Origin of the sequence: Streptomyces flavotricini, assembly GCF_020639365.1 — a bacterium.
In the GTDB taxonomy this organism is placed as follows: domain Bacteria; phylum Actinomycetota; class Actinomycetes; order Streptomycetales; family Streptomycetaceae; genus Streptomyces; species Streptomyces flavotricini.
In genome coordinates, this window is sequence record NZ_JAINUL010000001.1 from 7,104,211 (window position 1) to 7,119,696 (window position 15,486).

At 70.0% G+C, this 15,486-nt stretch carries 14 protein-coding genes and 1 riboswitch; of the genes, 12 read left to right on the forward strand and 2 right to left on the reverse strand.

Annotation, left to right across the window (positions count from 1 at the left end):
* The first annotated feature begins 162 nt into the window (after window positions 1-162).
* The 11 genes from clsA to K7B10_RS32515 all read left to right on the forward strand — a co-directional run bounded on the left by clsA (window position 163) and on the right by K7B10_RS32515 (window position 11,404).
* Complete coding sequence (clsA, locus tag K7B10_RS32465; RefSeq protein ID WP_099893875.1) at window positions 163-753, forward strand: cardiolipin synthase ClsA; 591 nt, start codon at window positions 163-165, stop codon at window positions 751-753.
* A gap of 100 nt (window positions 754-853) precedes the next feature.
* Window positions 854-3,349 carry a mannose-1-phosphate guanyltransferase gene (locus K7B10_RS32470; RefSeq protein WP_229342012.1) on the forward strand — a complete coding sequence of 832 codons (2,496 nt, stop codon included), beginning with the start codon at window positions 854-856 and terminating at the stop codon, window positions 3,347-3,349.
* Window positions 3,350-3,457: 108 nt separating this feature from the next.
* Window positions 3,458-4,372, forward strand: a complete 915-nt coding sequence (locus tag K7B10_RS32475; protein ID WP_229342015.1) for a DUF881 domain-containing protein — start codon at window positions 3,458-3,460, stop codon at window positions 4,370-4,372.
* Window positions 4,369-4,701, forward strand: a complete 333-nt coding sequence (locus K7B10_RS32480) for a small basic family protein (protein WP_030158423.1) — start codon at window positions 4,369-4,371, stop codon at window positions 4,699-4,701. Before K7B10_RS32475 ends, K7B10_RS32480 begins: the two co-directional genes overlap by 4 nt.
* A 5-nt stretch (window positions 4,702-4,706) precedes the next feature.
* The gene (locus tag K7B10_RS32485) at window positions 4,707-5,612 is read left to right on the forward strand and encodes a DUF881 domain-containing protein (protein ID WP_229342017.1); all 906 of its coding nucleotides are present in this window, start codon (window positions 4,707-4,709) and stop codon (window positions 5,610-5,612) included.
* Window positions 5,613-5,742: 130 nt separating this feature from the next.
* Window positions 5,743-6,639, forward strand: a complete 897-nt coding sequence (locus tag K7B10_RS32490) for an FHA domain-containing protein (RefSeq protein WP_229342034.1) — start codon at window positions 5,743-5,745, stop codon at window positions 6,637-6,639.
* A 46-nt stretch (window positions 6,640-6,685) separates the two neighbouring features.
* Window positions 6,686-7,456, forward strand: a complete 771-nt coding sequence (gene ftsR / locus K7B10_RS32495) for a transcriptional regulator FtsR (protein WP_229342037.1) — start codon at window positions 6,686-6,688, stop codon at window positions 7,454-7,456.
* Window positions 7,457-7,520: 64 nt separating this feature from the next.
* On the forward strand, window positions 7,521-7,994 hold the full coding sequence (locus tag K7B10_RS32500; RefSeq protein WP_030009777.1) for a bifunctional nuclease family protein: 474 nt from the start codon (window positions 7,521-7,523) through the stop codon (window positions 7,992-7,994).
* 182 nt (window positions 7,995-8,176) lie between these two features.
* Entirely contained in the window at window positions 8,177-8,815 is a 639-nt protein-coding gene (locus tag K7B10_RS32505; protein WP_229342051.1) for a MerR family transcriptional regulator, read from the forward strand.
* A gap of 77 nt (window positions 8,816-8,892) precedes the next feature.
* Window positions 8,893-10,344, forward strand: a complete 1,452-nt coding sequence (locus tag K7B10_RS32510; RefSeq protein ID WP_229342053.1) for a DNA polymerase IV — start codon at window positions 8,893-8,895, stop codon at window positions 10,342-10,344.
* Window positions 10,345-10,450: 106 nt separating this feature from the next.
* Window positions 10,451-11,404, forward strand: a complete 954-nt coding sequence (locus K7B10_RS32515; protein WP_229342056.1) for an IS481 family transposase — start codon at window positions 10,451-10,453, stop codon at window positions 11,402-11,404.
* Here the strand turns inward: K7B10_RS32515 and K7B10_RS32520 are convergent.
* Window positions 11,401-11,772 carry a PRC-barrel domain-containing protein gene (locus K7B10_RS32520; protein ID WP_229342058.1) on the reverse strand — a complete coding sequence of 124 codons (372 nt, stop codon included), beginning with the start codon at window positions 11,770-11,772 and terminating at the stop codon, window positions 11,401-11,403. The genes K7B10_RS32515 and K7B10_RS32520 overlap by 4 nt on opposite strands.
* Window positions 11,773-11,885: 113 nt before the next feature.
* Window positions 11,886-11,984: riboswitch (glycine riboswitch) on the forward strand.
* Between the two features lie 198 nt (window positions 11,985-12,182).
* Between K7B10_RS32520 and gcvP the strand changes: the two genes are divergently transcribed.
* Window positions 12,183-15,068 (forward strand): aminomethyl-transferring glycine dehydrogenase, encoded by a 2,886-nt coding sequence (gene gcvP, locus K7B10_RS32525; RefSeq protein WP_229342068.1) that lies wholly within the window; start codon window positions 12,183-12,185, stop codon window positions 15,066-15,068.
* A 111-nt stretch (window positions 15,069-15,179) separates the two neighbouring features.
* Here gcvP and K7B10_RS32530 read toward each other — a convergent pair whose 3' ends face one another.
* The gene (locus tag K7B10_RS32530) at window positions 15,180-15,386 is read right to left on the reverse strand and encodes a DUF5999 family protein (RefSeq protein ID WP_308284656.1); all 207 of its coding nucleotides are present in this window, start codon (window positions 15,384-15,386) and stop codon (window positions 15,180-15,182) included.
* Window positions 15,387-15,486: the final 100 nt, after the last annotated feature.

A 15,486-nucleotide genomic window follows, 5' to 3' on the forward strand; every position in this document is an offset into this window, starting at 1 on the left:
GGTACTGCAGGGGGGACCCTGTGGGAGAGTAGGACGCCGCCGAACAATCATTGTGGGAAAGCCCCGCACCTTATGGTGCGGGGCTTTTCTGCGTTCTGGGCCCTGCAGGGTCCTGTAGGGTCATGAGGCATCGTTCGTACGTTCAACAGTGGAGGCCCCCGGGTGGAGGTCCAGGAGACTCGGGTTCAGACGGACCGAATTTTCACCATTCCGAACATCCTGAGCATGGCTCGCCTCGCCGGCGTGCCCCTGTTCCTCTGGCTGATTCTGGAGAAGCACGACGGCTGGGCACTTGCCGTGCTCATGCTCAGCGGGGTCAGTGACTACCTCGACGGGAAGCTGGCGCGCCGCTGGAATCAGATCAGCAACCTCGGCCGGTTGCTGGATCCCGCCGCGGACAGGCTGTACATCCTCTCCACGCTCTTCGGCCTGACCTATCGAGACATTCTGCCGCTGTGGCTCACCGGGGCCCTGGTGGCCCGTGAGCTGATGCTGCTGGTCATGGTCTGGATCCTGCGCCGTCACGGCTATCCGCCGCCGCAGGTCAACTTCCTCGGCAAGGCCGCGACCTTCAACCTGATGTACGCCTTCCCCCTGCTGTTGCTCAGTGACGGTACGGGTTGGTTGGCCTGGATGGGGTCAGTTTTCGGATGGGCGTTCGCCGGATGGGGTACAACCCTCTATTGGTGGGCAGGAATCCTTTACGTGGTGCAAGTCCGCCGGCTTGTGAAGGCGGACGCCACGGCCGATTGAGCTCACTCGGCGTGCGGCTGACGCGGAGGAGTTGCGGAGTCACCGTCCGGGACGGGTGAGGTCGGCGAGAACGTCGTCTCTCAAGGAGGACTCTTCCGACATGAAGGCCGTCGTGATGGCCGGTGGCGAAGGCACTCGTCTTCGCCCCATGACCTCGAGCATGCCCAAGCCGCTCCTGCCGGTGGCCAACCGGCCGATCATGGAGCACGTGCTCAGGCTGCTCAAGCGGCATGGGCTCAGCGAGACCGTTGTTACCGTCCAGTTCTTGGCGTCACTCGTCAAGAACTACTTCGGTGACGGCGAGGAGCTCGGAATGGAGCTCACCTATGCCAACGAGGAGAAGCCACTCGGCACTGCCGGCAGTGTGAAGAACGCCGAGGAGGCGCTGAAGGACGATGCTTTCCTCGTCATTTCCGGCGATGCGCTCACCGACTTCGACCTCACCGATCTCATTCGCTTCCACAAGCAGAAGGGCGCACTCGTCACGGTGTGCCTGACCCGGGTGCCGAACCCACTGGAATTCGGCATCACCATCGTGGACGAGGAAGGCAAGGTCGAGCGCTTCCTCGAAAAGCCGACGTGGGGACAGGTGTTCTCGGACACCGTCAACACCGGTATCTACGTGATGGAGCCCGAGGTCTTCAATTACGTGGACCCGGATGTTCCGGTCGACTGGTCCGGCGATGTCTTCCCGCAGCTGATGAAGGAAGGCCGGCCGATCTACGGCTATGTGGCCGAGGGCTACTGGGAGGACGTCGGCACGCACGAGAGCTACGTCAAGGCGCAGGCCGACGTACTCGAGGGCAAGGTCCAGGTCGAGATGGACGGCTTCGAGATCTCGCCCGGCGTGTGGATCGCCGAAGGCGCCGAGGTGAGCCCCGACGCCGTGCTGCGCGGGCCGCTGTACATCGGGGACTACGCCAAGGTCGAGGCCGGCGTGGAGATCCGCGAGCACACCGTCGTCGGGTCGAACGTCGTCGTGAAGAGCGGGGCCTTCCTGCACAAGGCCGTCATCCACGACAACGTCTACATCGGGCCCCACAGCAATCTGCGCGGCTGCGTCATCGGCAAGAACACCGACATCATGCGGGCCGCCCGGATCGAGGACGGGGCCGTCATCGGTGACGAGTGTCTGGTCGGTGAGGAATCGATCATTCAGGGGAACGTGCGGGTCTACCCCTTCAAGACGATCGAGGCCGGCGCCTTCGTCAACACGTCGGTGATCTGGGAGTCACGCGGTCAGGCGCATCTGTTCGGCGCCCGCGGCGTCACCGGCATCCTGAACGTGGAGATCACCCCCGAGCTGGTGGTCCGGCTCGCCGGCGCGTACGCGACGACCCTGAAGAAGGGCGCCACGGTCACCACGGCCCGTGACCACTCCCGCGGCGCGAGAGCGCTCAAGCGGGCGGTGATCTCGGCGCTGCAGTGCAGCGCGATCAACGTACGCGACCTGGAGAACGTACCGCTGCCGGTGGCGCGGCAGCAGACCGCGCGGGGTACCGCGGGCGGGATCGTGGTGCGGACCTCGCCCGGAGTGCCGGACTCGGTCGACATCATGTTCCTGGACGAGCGGGGAGCGGACCTCTCGCTGCAGCAGCAGCGCAAGCTGGACCGCGTGTACGCGCGGCAGGAGTACCGGCGGGCGTTCCCGGGCGAGATTGGCGACCTGCAGTTCCCGGGCAGCGTCTTCGATGCCTACACGGGTTCCCTGCTGCGGCGGGTGGACACGACCGGCGTCGCCGATTCCGGGCTCAAGGTGGTCGTGGACGCCTCCAACGGCAGTGCCGGACTGGTCCTGCCCAGCCTGCTGGGCCGGCTGGAGGTGGACGCGCTGACGATCAACCCGGGGCTCGACGAGTCCCGGCCGACGGAGACCGCCGAGTCCCGGCGGGCCGGGCTGGTGCGGCTCGGGGAGATCGTCGCCTCGGCGCGGGCCGCCTTCGGGGTCCGGTTCGACCCGGTGGGCGAGCGGATCTCCCTCGTGGACGAGCGCGGCCGGATCATCGAGGACGACCGGGCGCTGCTCGTACTCCTCGACCTGGTGGCCGCGGAGAAGCGCAGCGGCAAGGTGGCGCTGCCGGTGACCACGACCCGGATCGCCGAGCAGGTGGCGGCGTACCACGGGACGCAGGTGGAGTGGACGACGACCTCGCCCGACGATCTGACGCGCGTGGGCCGGGCCGAGAACACGATCTTCGGCGGGGACGGCCGGGGCGGCTACATCGTTCCGGAGTTCAGCAGCGTCTTCGACGGGTCTGCGGCGTTCGTCCAGCTGATCGGACTGGTGGCGCGGACACAGCTCACGCTGAGCCAGATCGATGCGCGCATACCGCGAGCCCATGTACTCAAGCGGGACGTGCCGACTCCGTGGGCGGTGAAGGGGCTCGTCATGCGGCGGGTCGTGGAGGCGGCCGGGGACCGGCAGGTGGACACCACCGACGGTGTGCGGGTGGTCGAGGCCGACGGGCGGTGGGCGCTGGTCCTGCCGGACCCGGCGGAGGCGGTCACGCACCTGTGGGCCGAGGGTCCCGACGACGCGTCCGCGCAGGCGCTGCTGGACGAGTGGGCGGGCGTGGTGGACGGCGCCGGGCACTGAGCGCCCGCAGCTGATGGAACGGTCTCGTCCGGTGGGCGGGGTGCGGCGGACGTCGCTCCCCGTCCACCGGACGGGCGCATTCGGTGCGGGTGGCGCCGACATGCGACGATGAGCGGCATGTCGCAGCCGCCCCACAACCGGAGTTCGGCGCCGGCGCCTCCCGCGCGCCCGGACGCGTCCATGTCGCTGCTGACGCACGTGATGGACCACAGTCTCGACGAGGGCTATGCGGAAGCGTCGGCCCGGCGCGAGGCAGAGGGCACCGCGGGTCTGCCGCGCACCCTGAAGGCCAAGCTGGCGCTCGCCGCCGGGCTCGTGCTCGCGGCCATGGTCGTCACGCTGGGTGCTGCCCAGGCGCGGATAGCCGCACCGGTGCTGGCCAAGGAGCGGCAGGAACTGATCGACCGGGTGCAGCGGGCCGACGAGCACGCCGACGGTCTGGAGCGGGACATCGAGCGGCTGCGGGAGAACGTCGCGAGCCGCCAGCGCGAGGCGCTCAAGCAGCACGGCGGGGACCAGGGGCAGCTCGTGGCGCTGCTGTCCGGTGCGACGGAGGTCCAGGGACCCGGACTGAAGCTGGTCGTGGACGACGCCAAGGGTTCCTCTTCCGGCGGTGGCGGCAAGCCGCGCGAGAACGCCGGGTTCTCGGACACCGGCCGGCTGCGGGACCGGGACATGCAGAAGATCGTCAACGGGCTCTGGCAGTCCGGCGCCGAAGCCATCTCGATCAACGGGCAGCGGTTGACGGCATTGTCGGCGATCCGGGCCGCGGGTGACGCGATACTGGTCGACAACAGGCCGCTGGTGCCGCCGTACGAAGTGCTGGCGGTGGGGGACAAGAAGCGGCTCGGGACCTCGTTCCAGGACTCCGCGGACGGCCAGTACCTGCATGCCCTGCAGGAGAACTACGGGATCCGCGCCACCTTGTCCCCGGCGGACGGGCTGCGGCTGCCGGCCGCGTCGAGCCTGACCGTACGTACAGCTACAGCTACAGCAGAAGAGCCGAAGAAGGGTGCATCGTGATCGCGGTACTGGGCCTGGTGGCCGGAGTGGTGGTCGGGCTTCTGGTCCGGCCCGAAGTGCCGGCCGTCGTCGAGCCTTATCTGCCGATCGCCGTGGTGGCGGCGCTGGACGCGGTGTTCGGGGGCCTGCGCGCGATGCTGGACGGCATCTTCGTCGACAAGGTCTTCGTGGTGTCGTTCCTGTCGAACGTCGTGGTCGCGGCGCTGATCGTCTTCCTCGGTGACAAGCTGGGCGTCGGCTCGCAGCTGTCCACCGGTGTGGTCGTGGTCCTCGGCATCCGCATCTTCTCCAACGCCGCGGCCATCCGCCGGCACGTGTTCCGGGCGTGAGGCCGATGAGTACGAACGACAACCCGCCCGAGGAGCCGATGGGCTCGGAGCTGCCGCCGCAGGACGAGCCGGCGAAGCCCGCCGGGCCGGTGGCGGCAGGCGAAGGAGCCGAGGCGGGCCGGGCAGCCCAGGCCGCGAAGCCCTTCGAGCCCGCGAAGCCCGCCGAAGCCGCGAAGCCCGCCGAGCCCGCGCAGAGCGGTCGGCGGCGGCTGGTGGAGTCGGTGTGGCCGCCGCGCGTGAGCCGGGCCCAACTGATCGTCGCGCTGCTCCTGTTCGTCCTCGGACTGGGCCTGGCCATCCAGGTGCGCTCGAACAGCGACTCCAGCGCGCTGCGCGGGGCCCGTCAGGAGGACCTCGTACGGATCCTCGACGAGCTCGACGGGCGGACCAAGCGCCTGGAGGACGAGAAGCAGCGGCTGGAGGACCAGCGCAAGGAGCTGGAGAGCAGCTCGAACCAGGCCGAGGAGGCCCGTCGGCAGACGATCGAGAAGGAACGGCAACTCGGGATCCTGGCCGGTACGGTGGCGGCGCAGGGGCCGGGCATCACGCTGAAGATCACCGATCCGAAGGGGCAGGTGCAGTCGGACCAGCTGCTGGACACCCTTCAGGAGCTGCGGGCGGCCGGGGCCGAGGCGATCCAGGTCAACGGGGTGCGCATCGTGGCGAGCTCGTTCTTCTCGGACGAGGGCGGCGGGATCGGCATCGACGGTAAGAAGATCACACAGCCTTATGAGTTCAAGGTGATCGGGAAGCCGCAGGATCTGGAGCCCGCCCTGAACATTCCCGGCGGTGTCGTGCAGACGCTGGAGAAGGAACAGGCCACCGTCGCCGTCACACGGTCGGCGAAGATCGTTGTGGATGCCTTGCGGGCTGCGAAGCAGCCTGACTACGCTCGGTCGTCATCGTCGTGACGCGGGACGGAGTGCGGACGGGCTCACGCGGGCTGATGCCTGCGGGGGGTCGGCGCACTGAAGTCGTGCCGCGTGGTGGAAACTGTCTGGTGGTTACGGACGTTGTGAGAATGTCCGGGTCGGCAGGTGTGTGCATTCGGAGTTCGTCCTGCCCCACGGGCGGGTCTGTTTCGTTCAAGGGGAATCGCCCGTGAAGTTGTTTGAGAAGTTGTTCGGCAAGAAGAACCGCGAGGAAAGCGGTGCGCCCAAGCATCGTGCGGGACAGGGAGAAGGGGAAGGGCAGGGGGACCGGCCGCTCTTCCGTGACGAGGTCGCCGGCGCGGGGGATGTTTCGGGCGCGCCGGGCGCGTCGTCTGTTGACCCTGCCGGTTCCGGACGCATAGGTTTTGGTGAACCATCAACCTCAAGTTCGGGTGGAGGGTTTGCCCCCGACCCGTATGCCACCAATGCCTCCGCGGGGCAGCCGCGGCGCGAGGAGCCGTCCATGTCGGCCGAGCAGGTTTGCAGCAGGTGCGGACACCGCAGCGATGCGGCCAGCCGGTTCTGCTCCAACTGCGGCGCGCCGCTGCGGGCGGGCCTGACGCCGGAGCGTGCCTCGGAGACCACGTCCACCATCTCGATCTCGGGCCTCGAGGCCTACGAGGCCGAGGTGTCGGGACAACAGCACGTGTCGTCCTCGCTGTCCCCCGAGGCCCAGGCCGCGGTGGAAGCTCTGCCTCCGGGTTCCGCTCTGCTCATCGTGCGGCGCGGCCCCAACTCCGGCAGCCGCTTCCTCTTGGACGGTGAGCTGACCACGGCGGGCCGGCACCCGCAGAGCGACATCTTCCTGGACGACGTCACGGTCTCCCGGCGGCATGTCGAGTTCCGCAGGAGCCAGGACGGCGGATTCACCGTCGCCGACGTGGGCAGCCTCAACGGCACGTACGTGAACCGTGAGCCGATCGACTCGGTCGCCCTGCACAACGGCGACGAGGTGCAGATCGGCAAGTACCGGCTGGTCTTCTACGCGAGCCTGCGGGGCATCTGACCTCCTCCGGACTCCGTCCGGGGGAAACCCCCAGAGGGAAGGTCCCATGCTGCGTATCCCCACCGGCGGTGCCCCAATGAGCGGCACCGCCGGCAGCGGCTCGGCCGGGCGGCTGGTGAGCATCGGCACGGTGCTCACGCTGCTGCGCGACGAGTTCCCCGAAGTCACGATCTCGAAGATCCGCTTCCTGGAGGCGGAGGGGCTCGTCGAGCCCCGGCGCACGCCTTCCGGATACCGCAAGTTCAGCACCGAGGACGTCGAGCGGCTGGCCCGGATCCTGCGGCTGCAGAGGGACCACTACCTGCCGTTGAAGGTCATCCGCGAACAGCTGGACGCGCTCGCCCGCGGTGAACAGATCCGTATCCCCGCTCCCACGGCGCACGGGGACTCCGTCGATCCCGCGAGCCCATGCGCCGTCTACGGCGAAGTGGGCCGGGAGCGGGCCGCCGCGGCCCGGGTCGGGCGGGCCGAGCTGCTCGCCGCGGCCGAGGTGGAGGAGGCGCAGCTCGCCGAGTGGGAGTCGTACGGGCTGATCGGCGAGGCCCCGGGCGGCGGGTTCGACGCCGAGACGGTCACCGTGGCCCGGCTGGTGGCGGATCTGGGCCGGTTCGGGCTGGAGCCGCGGCACCTGCGCGCCATGAAGGCCGCCGCGGACCGCGAGGCGGGTCTGGTGGAGCAGGTCGTGGCACCGCTTCGGCGGCACCGCAACCCGCAGACGAGGGCGCACGCCGAAGCGACCTTGAAGGAGCTCGCGGGGCTGTCGGTACGGCTCCACGAGGCCTTGGTGCAGACCGCGCTCGGGGTCCGTCTGCACTGACCTCGGGCATCCCCGAGGGGGGCCCGACTACCCAAACCTGCCGGGCAGGTCCTAGGGTTGCTGTGTGAACGAGCTCGACGTTGTGGGTGTCCGGGTGGAAATGCCCTCCAACCAACCGATCGTGCTCCTGCGTGAAGTGGGAGGCGACCGGTACCTCCCCATCTGGATCGGACCAGGGGAGGCGACCGCCATTGCCTTCGCACAGCAGGGCATGGCCCCGGCCCGGCCGCTGACGCACGACCTGTTCAAGGACGTGCTGGAGGCGATCGGCGAGGAGCTCACCGAGGTCCGGATCACGGATCTGCGGGAGGGCGTCTTCTACGCGGAGCTCGTCTTCGCCAGCGGGGTCGAGGTGAGTGCCAGGCCTTCCGACGCCATAGCGCTCGCGCTGCGTACCGGAACGCCGATCTACGGGAGCGACGGCGTGCTGGACGACGCCGGAATCGCCATTCCGGACGAGCAGGAGGACGAGGTGGAGAAGTTCCGCGAGTTCCTCGACCAGATCTCCCCGGAGGACTTCGGTACCGGCCCGCAGTGAGCCGCGGCCGCGCCGCGTGTCCACGGGGAGTATCAGCCCATTCGGTTAGCCTTTCCCCGGCACAGGACACGGGAAACCACTCTCAGGGTGATTATCACTCGGCGTGCCGAGTGTGGCGATCGTTGACGCACCCCTGGTGACTGCCTACCTTCGAGGGGGCAGGTCAAGGACGGAGGGTCGGCGTGAGAGTCACGGGCGACGGTACGACCGGGGGCATCCCCGTGCGGAGTGATGGTGGGCCGTACCCGCTCCACGGCAGCGCGGCGGGTTCCGCGCGCCGTCAGCCGGACGGCCCACCGGTCGCACCGGTGGGCGCGGACACGGCACCCGAGCAGGTCGGCTACCGGGGACCGACCGCGTGCGCCGCGGCGGGCATCACGTACCGCCAGCTCGACTACTGGGCGCGGACCGGGCTGGTGGAGCCCACGGTGCGCCCCGCGTACGGCTCCGGGACGCAGCGGCTCTACAGCTTCCGGGACGTCGTCGTCCTCAAGATCGTCAAGCGCTTCCTGGACACCGGGGTGGCGCTGCAGAACATCCGGACCGCCGTCCAGCACCTGCGCGACCGCGGATTCTCGGACCTCGAGCGCATGACGCTGATGAGCGACGGCGCCACCGTGTACGAGTGCACCTCGCCGGACCAGGTCGTGAGCCTGCTCCAGGGTGGGCAGGGCATCTTCGGCATCGCGGTCGGCGTGGTCTGGCGCGACGTGGAGAACGCGCTGTCACAGCTGCACGGCGAGCGGGTCGACAGCGGCGAGACGGTCGTCGGCCACAACCCGACGGACGAGCTGGCCGCACGGCGCAACCGGGCCGGCTGAGCCCCTTCCCGGCGCGGTCCGAGGGCGCCGGGCCCGGCCCCGGCCGAATGTCAGTGTCATGAGGCAGCATCGGGGCTGTGAGAGCCGCGCCGACCATCCTGCACCTGGACATGGACGCCTTCTACGCCTCCGTGGAGCAGGCGTCGAAGCCGAGCCTGCGCGGGAAGGCCGTGATCGTCGGCGGGCTCGGACCGCGCGGGGTGGTCGCCACCGCCTCGTACGAGGCGCGGCGCTTCGGGGTGCACTCCGCGATGCCGATGGCCCAGGCGCGCCGGCTCTGCCCGAACGGCGCGTACCTCATCCCGCGCTTCCGGCTGTACCAGGCGGTCAGCGAGGTGGTCATGGGGCTGCTTCGGGAGCTCTCCCCGCTGGTGGAGCCCCTCAGCCTGGACGAGGCCTTCGTGGACCTGGAGGCGGGCGGGACCGCCTTCGACTCGAAGAGCGCCCGGGAGACGGGGGAGCGGCTTCGGGCGGACATCCGTGCCGCGACGGGGCTCAGCGGCTCCGTGGGGCTCGCGGGGTCCAAGATGCTGGCCAAGGTGGCGTCCGAGGAGGCCAAGCCGGCCGGGCTGCTGCTGATCGAGCCGGGGACCGAGCGGGAACTGCTCGCCCCGATGTCGGTGCGGACCCTGCCCGGGGTGGGGCCCGTCACGGGGGAGCACCTGCGGCGCGCCGGGATCACCACGGTCGGGGAGCTGGCCGAGGCCGGCGAGGACGAGCTGGTCCGGATGGTCGGGCGCTCGCACGGGGTCGGGCTGTACCGGATGGCGCTGGGGCTGGACGACCGGCCGGTGGTCGCCGAGCGCGACGCGAAGTCCGTCTCGGTGGAGGACACCTTCGACGTGGACCTGCACGACCGGGTGCGGATCCGGACCGAGGTGCAGCGGCTCGCCGACCGGTGCGTGCAGCGGCTGCGGGGCTCGGGGCACTCGGGGCGCACGATCGTGCTGAAGGTGCGGCGCTACGACTTCTCGACCCTGACCCGCTCGGAGACGCTGCGGGGGCCCACCGACGACCCGGCGGTGGTGCGGGAGGCCGCGGCGCGGCTGCTGGAGGGTGTGGACACCACGGGCGGGGTCCGGCTGCTGGGCGTGGGCGTGACGGGTCTGGCCGACTACACGCAGGAGGACCTGTTCGCCCAGTCGATGGCCGCGGAGGCGGAGGCGGCCGCGGGGGCCGCTGCGGAGGGCGCGGCCGCCGAGCCCCATGGTGCCCCCGAGCCCACCGGGCCGGGAGTGGCCGCAGGGCCGGCAGTGCCTGGAGGGCCTGCAGAGGCCGCGGAGCCCGCGGGGTCGACCGGGGAGCCCGGGCCGGCCCCGGAGCGGCGCTGGGCGGCCGGGAGTGACGTACTGCACGCCGTGTACGGGCCCGGGTGGGTGCAGGGCAGCGGGGTAGGGAGGGTGACCGTGCGGTTCGAGCAGCCCGGATCGGCGCCGGGCCGGGTGCGCACCTTCCGGGTGGAGGACCCCGAGCTGGAGCCCTCCGATCCGCTGCCCCTTGTCGGGCAGGACGCTGCGGATACCCCCTAGGTGTATTGATCACGAGCGTTGTTGACACTCGGCAGGTCTTGAACATGACGAAGACCTCCGGTGTGGTGGGAGCTGTCTAGGAACCCATTGCACGACGGAGGTCTTCGTGTCCCACCGTAATGCCCGGCTGACCGTCTTCGGTAGGCGCCTGCTGGTCGAACGGGTCGCATCGGGCCGCCCTGTCGCCCACGTGGCCGCCGAGATGGGCATATCGCGGGCCACTGCCCACAAGTGGATCCGCCGGTGGCGGGCCGAAGGTCCGGCCGGGCTGCACGACCGGTCCAGCCGGCCTCGCACGACACCGCACCGGACCCCGGCCGACGTCGAGGCGAGAGTGTGTGACCTGCGTCGGGCCCGCAAACTGGGCCCCGCCCGCATCGGCCCGGTCCTGGGACTGCCCGCCTCGACCGTCCACCGCATTCTGACCCGGCACGGTCTCAGCCGGCTGTCCTGGCTCGACCGTCCCACCGGGACTGTGATCCGCCGCTACGAACGCGACCGCCCCGGGGAACTCATCCACGTGGACGTGAAGAAGCTCGGCCGGATCCCGGACGGCGGCGGCCACCGCGTCCTGGGCCGCGAAGCGGGCCGTCCCATCCGCGGCATGGGCTTCGACTACATCCACTCTGCCGTCGACGACCACTCCCGCCTCGCCTACAGCGAGATCCACGCGGACGAGAAGGCCGCGACCTGCGCGGACTTCCTGACCCGCGCGGCCGCGTTCTTCCAGGCCCACGGCATCGCCCGCATCGAACGGGTCCTCACCGACAACGCCTGGGCCTACCGCAAGGGCCTGGCCTGGAAGGCCGTCCTGACCGAGCTCGGCGCCAGCGGCAAACTCACCCGCGCCTACCGGCCCCAGACCAACGGCAAAGTCGAACGCTTCAACCGCACCCTCCTGGACGAGTGGGCCTATCTGCGGCCCTACACCTCGAACCATGAGCGGACCGAAGCCCTGACAGACTTCCTCCACACCTACAACCACCACCGCTGCCACACCGCACTGGACGGACACCCGCCGATCAGCCGAGTCAACAACCCTGCGGGTCAATACACCTAGGGGGTGTCGTCCCCGTTCGCCAGGTGGCCGAAGTCCCGCTGGATGTCCGACGGGAGGGAGACGTCCAGTCCGTAGTGGTGGTAGAGCTGCAGCTCCTGTTCGGGGGAGAGGTGGCGGCCCACGCCGAAGTCCGGGGCGTCCTTGATGAGGGAGCGCTCGAAGGGGACCCGCAGGGTGTCGTCGACGACCTCGCTCGGCTCCAGCGGGACGAAGGCGTCCCGGCTGAACAGGCCCGTCCGGACGGCGGCCCATTCGGGCGCGCCCGTGGCATCGTCGAGATAGACCTCGTCGACGGTGCCGATCTTGGTTCCGTTGCGGTCGAACGCCTTGCGGCCGATCAGGCTGCGCGGATCGATGTCGGTCTGCACGGTCCCTCCATATGGTCGCAACTCCTCCGTAATGACTACAGAAGGGCATTTCCGGAGTGCAGGCCACTCGAGGCAGGTGCCGGAACCTCGCTGGTAGGCTGGGTGATGGCTGTTGACCCTGTGCGGGAGAGTCCTCCGAGTGAGTACGACGGAGGCGCCGAAGGAGCAAATCCTCCCCGGAATCTCTCAGGCATACGTACCGCACGTGACGAGGCCACTCTGGAAAGCAGGGGCGGGTACCGGGCGCGCAGTGCCGGTTCCCCTCCTCACCGACGGTGAAAGCCGGAATCCGCGGGCAACCCCCGCGACTCCGGTGAAGCTCTCAGGTTGAGATGACAGAGGGGGAGGCCGTCCGGGTGCCCGCGCCGTGGTGCCCCTCGCAGGTCGTACGACCCAGGAGGCCTCCGTACATGACCGCCAACCGCATTCCGCTCTCCCAGCTGGAGCGAGGCATCCCCTTCGAGCAGCGCCACATCGGCCCGGATGCCGAGGCGCAGGCGAAGATGCTCGCCCACGTGGGCTACGGCTCGCTGGACGAACTGACCGCCGCCGCGGTACCGGATGTGATCAAGACCGCCGAGGCGCTGGACCTGCCCGAGGCGCGGACCGAGGCGGAGGTGCTGGCCGAGCTGCGCTCGCTCGCCGACCGCAACCAGGTCCTGACCCCGATGATCGGTCTCGGCTACTACGGGACCTTCACCCCGCCGGTGATCCTTCGCAACGTCATGGAGAACCCGGCCTGGTACACGGCGTACACGCCGTACCAGCCCGAGATCTCGCAGGGCCGCCTGGAGGCGCTCCTGAACTTCCAGACCGTCGTCGCGGACCTCACCGGCCTGCCGACCTCCGGCGCCTCCCTGCTCGACGAGGGCACCGCGGCCGCCGAGGCCATGACGCTGGCCCGCCGCGTCGGCAGGTCCAAGGGCAACATCTTCCTCGTCGACGCCGACGCGCTGCCGCAGACCATCGCCGTGATCGAGACCCGCGCCGAGCCGATCGGCATCGAGATCGTCGTCGCCGACCTCTCCGAGGGCATCCCGGCCGAGGTCGCCGAGCGGGGTGTCTACGGTGTGCTCCTGCAGTACCCGGGCGCCTCCGGCGCGGTACGGGACATCAAGCCGGTCATCGACCAGGCGCACGGCCTCGGCGCGATCGTCGCCGTCTCCGCCGACCTGCTCGCGCTGACCCTGCTGACTTCCCCGGGCGCGCTCGGCGCGGACATCGCCGTCGGCACCACCCAGCGCTTCGGCGTCCCGATGGGCTTCGGCGGCCCGCACGCCGGCTACATGGCCGTCCAGGACAAGCACGCCCGCTCGCTGCCGGGCCGCCTCGTCGGCGTCTCCGTGGACGCGGACGGCAACAAGGCGTACCGCCTGGCGCTGCAGACCCGCGAGCAGCACATCCGCCGCGAGAAGGCCACCAGCAACATCTGCACCGCGCAGGTGCTGCTCGCCGTCATGGCCGGCATGTACGCCGTCTACCACGGCCCCGACGGCCTGCGGACGATCGCCCGCCGCACCCACCGTTACGCGGCCCTCCTCGCGGCCGGTCTGAAGGCCGGCGGGGTCGAGGTCGTGCACGGCTCGTACTTCGACACCATCACCGCCCGGGTTCCCGGGAAGGCCGCCGAGGTCGCCGCCGCCGCCCGCGAGGGCGGGGTCAACCTGTTCCAGGTCGACGCCGACCACGTCTCCGTCTCCTGCGACGAGACCACGCTGCGCGCCGACGTCGAGGCCGTCTGGGCCGCCTTCGGCGTGAGCGCGGACCTGGAGGCGCTGGACGAGACCACCGCCGACGCGCTGCCCGAGGGCCTGCTGCGCTCGGACGACTACCTGGCGCACCCGGTCTTCCACCAGCACCGCAGCGAGACCGCGATGCTGCGCTACCTGCGCAAGCTGTCGGACAAGGACTACGCGCTGGACCGCGGCATGATCCCGCTGGGCTCCTGCACCATGAAGCTCAACGCGACCACCGAGATGGAGCCGGTCACCTGGCCCGAATTCGGTCAGCTGCACCCGTTCGCCCCGGTCGAGCAGGCCGAGGGGTACCTCACGCTCATCACGGAGCTGGAGGAACGTCTCTGCGAGGTCACCGGCTACGACAAGGTCTCCATCCAGCCGAACGCCGGCTCCCAGGGTGAGCTCGCCGGCCTGCTGGCCGTCCGCGCCTACCACCGGGCCAACGGCGACGAGCAGCGCACCGTCTGCCTCATCCCGTCCTCCGCGCACGGCACCAACGCCGCCAGCGCCGTGATGGCCGGCATGAAGGTCGTCGTCGTCAAGACCGCCGACGACGGCGAGGTGGACGCGGCCGACCTGCGCGCCAAGATCGAGCAGTACCGCGACGAGCTCGCCGTGCTGATGATCACGTACCCGTCGACGCACGGTGTGTTCGAGGAGCACGTCGCCGACATCTGCGCCCAGGTGCACGAGGCCGGCGGGCAGGTCTACGTGGACGGCGCCAACCTCAACGCCCTCGTCGGCCTGGCCAAGCCGGGTCACTTCGGCGGCGACGTCTCGCACCTGAACCTGCACAAGACCTTCTGCATCCCGCACGGCGGCGGCGGCCCGGGCGTCGGCCCGGTCGGTGTCCGGGCGCACCTGGCCCCGTACCTGCCGAACCACCCGCTCCAGCCGACCGCGGGCCCGGAGACGGGTGTCGGGCCGATCTCGGCGGCGCCGTGGGGCTCGGCCGGCATCCTGCCGATCTCCTGGTCCTACGTCCGACTCATGGGCGGCGAGGGCCTCAAGCGCGCCACCCAGGTGGCGGTGCTCGGCGCGAACTACATCGCCAAGCGCCTGGAGCCGCACTACCCGGTGCTCTACACCGGCCCGGGCAACCTGGTCGCGCACGAGTGCATCATCGACCTGCGCCCGCTGTCGAAGGCGACGGGCGTCAGCGTGGACGACATCGCCAAGCGCCTGATCGACTACGGCTTCCACGCGCCGACCATGTCCTTCCCGGTGGCCGGCACGCTGATGATCGAGCCGACGGAGTCCGAGGACCTCGTCGAGATCGACCGTTTCTGCGACGCGATGATCGCCATCCGCGGCGAGATCGACCGGGTCGCGGGCGGCGAGTGGCCGGCGGACGACAACCCGCTCGCCAACTCTCCGCACACCGCGGCGGCGCTGGGCGGCGAGTGGAACCACCCGTACAGCCGCGACGAGGCCGTGTTCCCCGGTGGGGTCACGGCGGCGGAGAAGTACTGGCCGCCGGTGCGCCGCATCGACGGTGCCTTCGGCGACCGCAACCTGGTCTGCTCCTGCCCGCCGCTGGACGAGTACGACAACTGACACATTCGCATGACGTGACGCCATGACGGAGGGGCCGGTCCGGGAGAATCATTCCCGGGCCGGCCCCTCGTCGTTCTCTTCTGCTCCGTTCCCGTTCAGTGCTGTTGCCGACTAGGCCGCCTTCATCACCTGCGCCGCCGCGAGCGGGCGGTGCGGGGCGATGATCTGGCCGTCCGGCAGCAGCTCACCGGTGTCCTCGAAGAGCAGGACGCCGTTGCACAGCAGGCTCCAGCCCTGTTCCGGGTGGTTGGCCAACGGCTTGGCGGCCTCCCGGTCGGCGGAGTCGGCTGACGGGCACGCTGGCTGGTGCTGGCACATGGATGCGTTCTTTCGCTGCGGTGTGGTCTGTGTGCTGCGGCTCGATGCTTTGTTCATGGCCGCCCCCCGTATCAACGTCTTGGTTTGGTCAGGGTCCCAG

Coding starts and splice junctions, on each gene's coding strand:
- ftsR (WP_229342037.1), top strand. CDS start 6,686: ATGCTGCGTATCCCCACCGGCGGTGCCCCAATGAGCGGCACCGCCGGC.
- gcvP (WP_229342068.1), top strand. CDS start 12,183: ATGACCGCCAACCGCATTCCGCTCTCCCAGCTGGAGCGAGGCATCCCC.
- K7B10_RS32485 (WP_229342017.1), top strand. CDS start 4,707: ATGAGTACGAACGACAACCCGCCCGAGGAGCCGATGGGCTCGGAGCTG.
- K7B10_RS32470 (WP_229342012.1), top strand. CDS start 854: ATGAAGGCCGTCGTGATGGCCGGTGGCGAAGGCACTCGTCTTCGCCCC.
- K7B10_RS32475 (WP_229342015.1), top strand. CDS start 3,458: ATGAGCGGCATGTCGCAGCCGCCCCACAACCGGAGTTCGGCGCCGGCG.
- K7B10_RS32530 (WP_308284656.1), bottom strand. CDS start 15,386: ATGTGCCAGCACCAGCCAGCGTGCCCGTCAGCCGACTCCGCCGACCGG.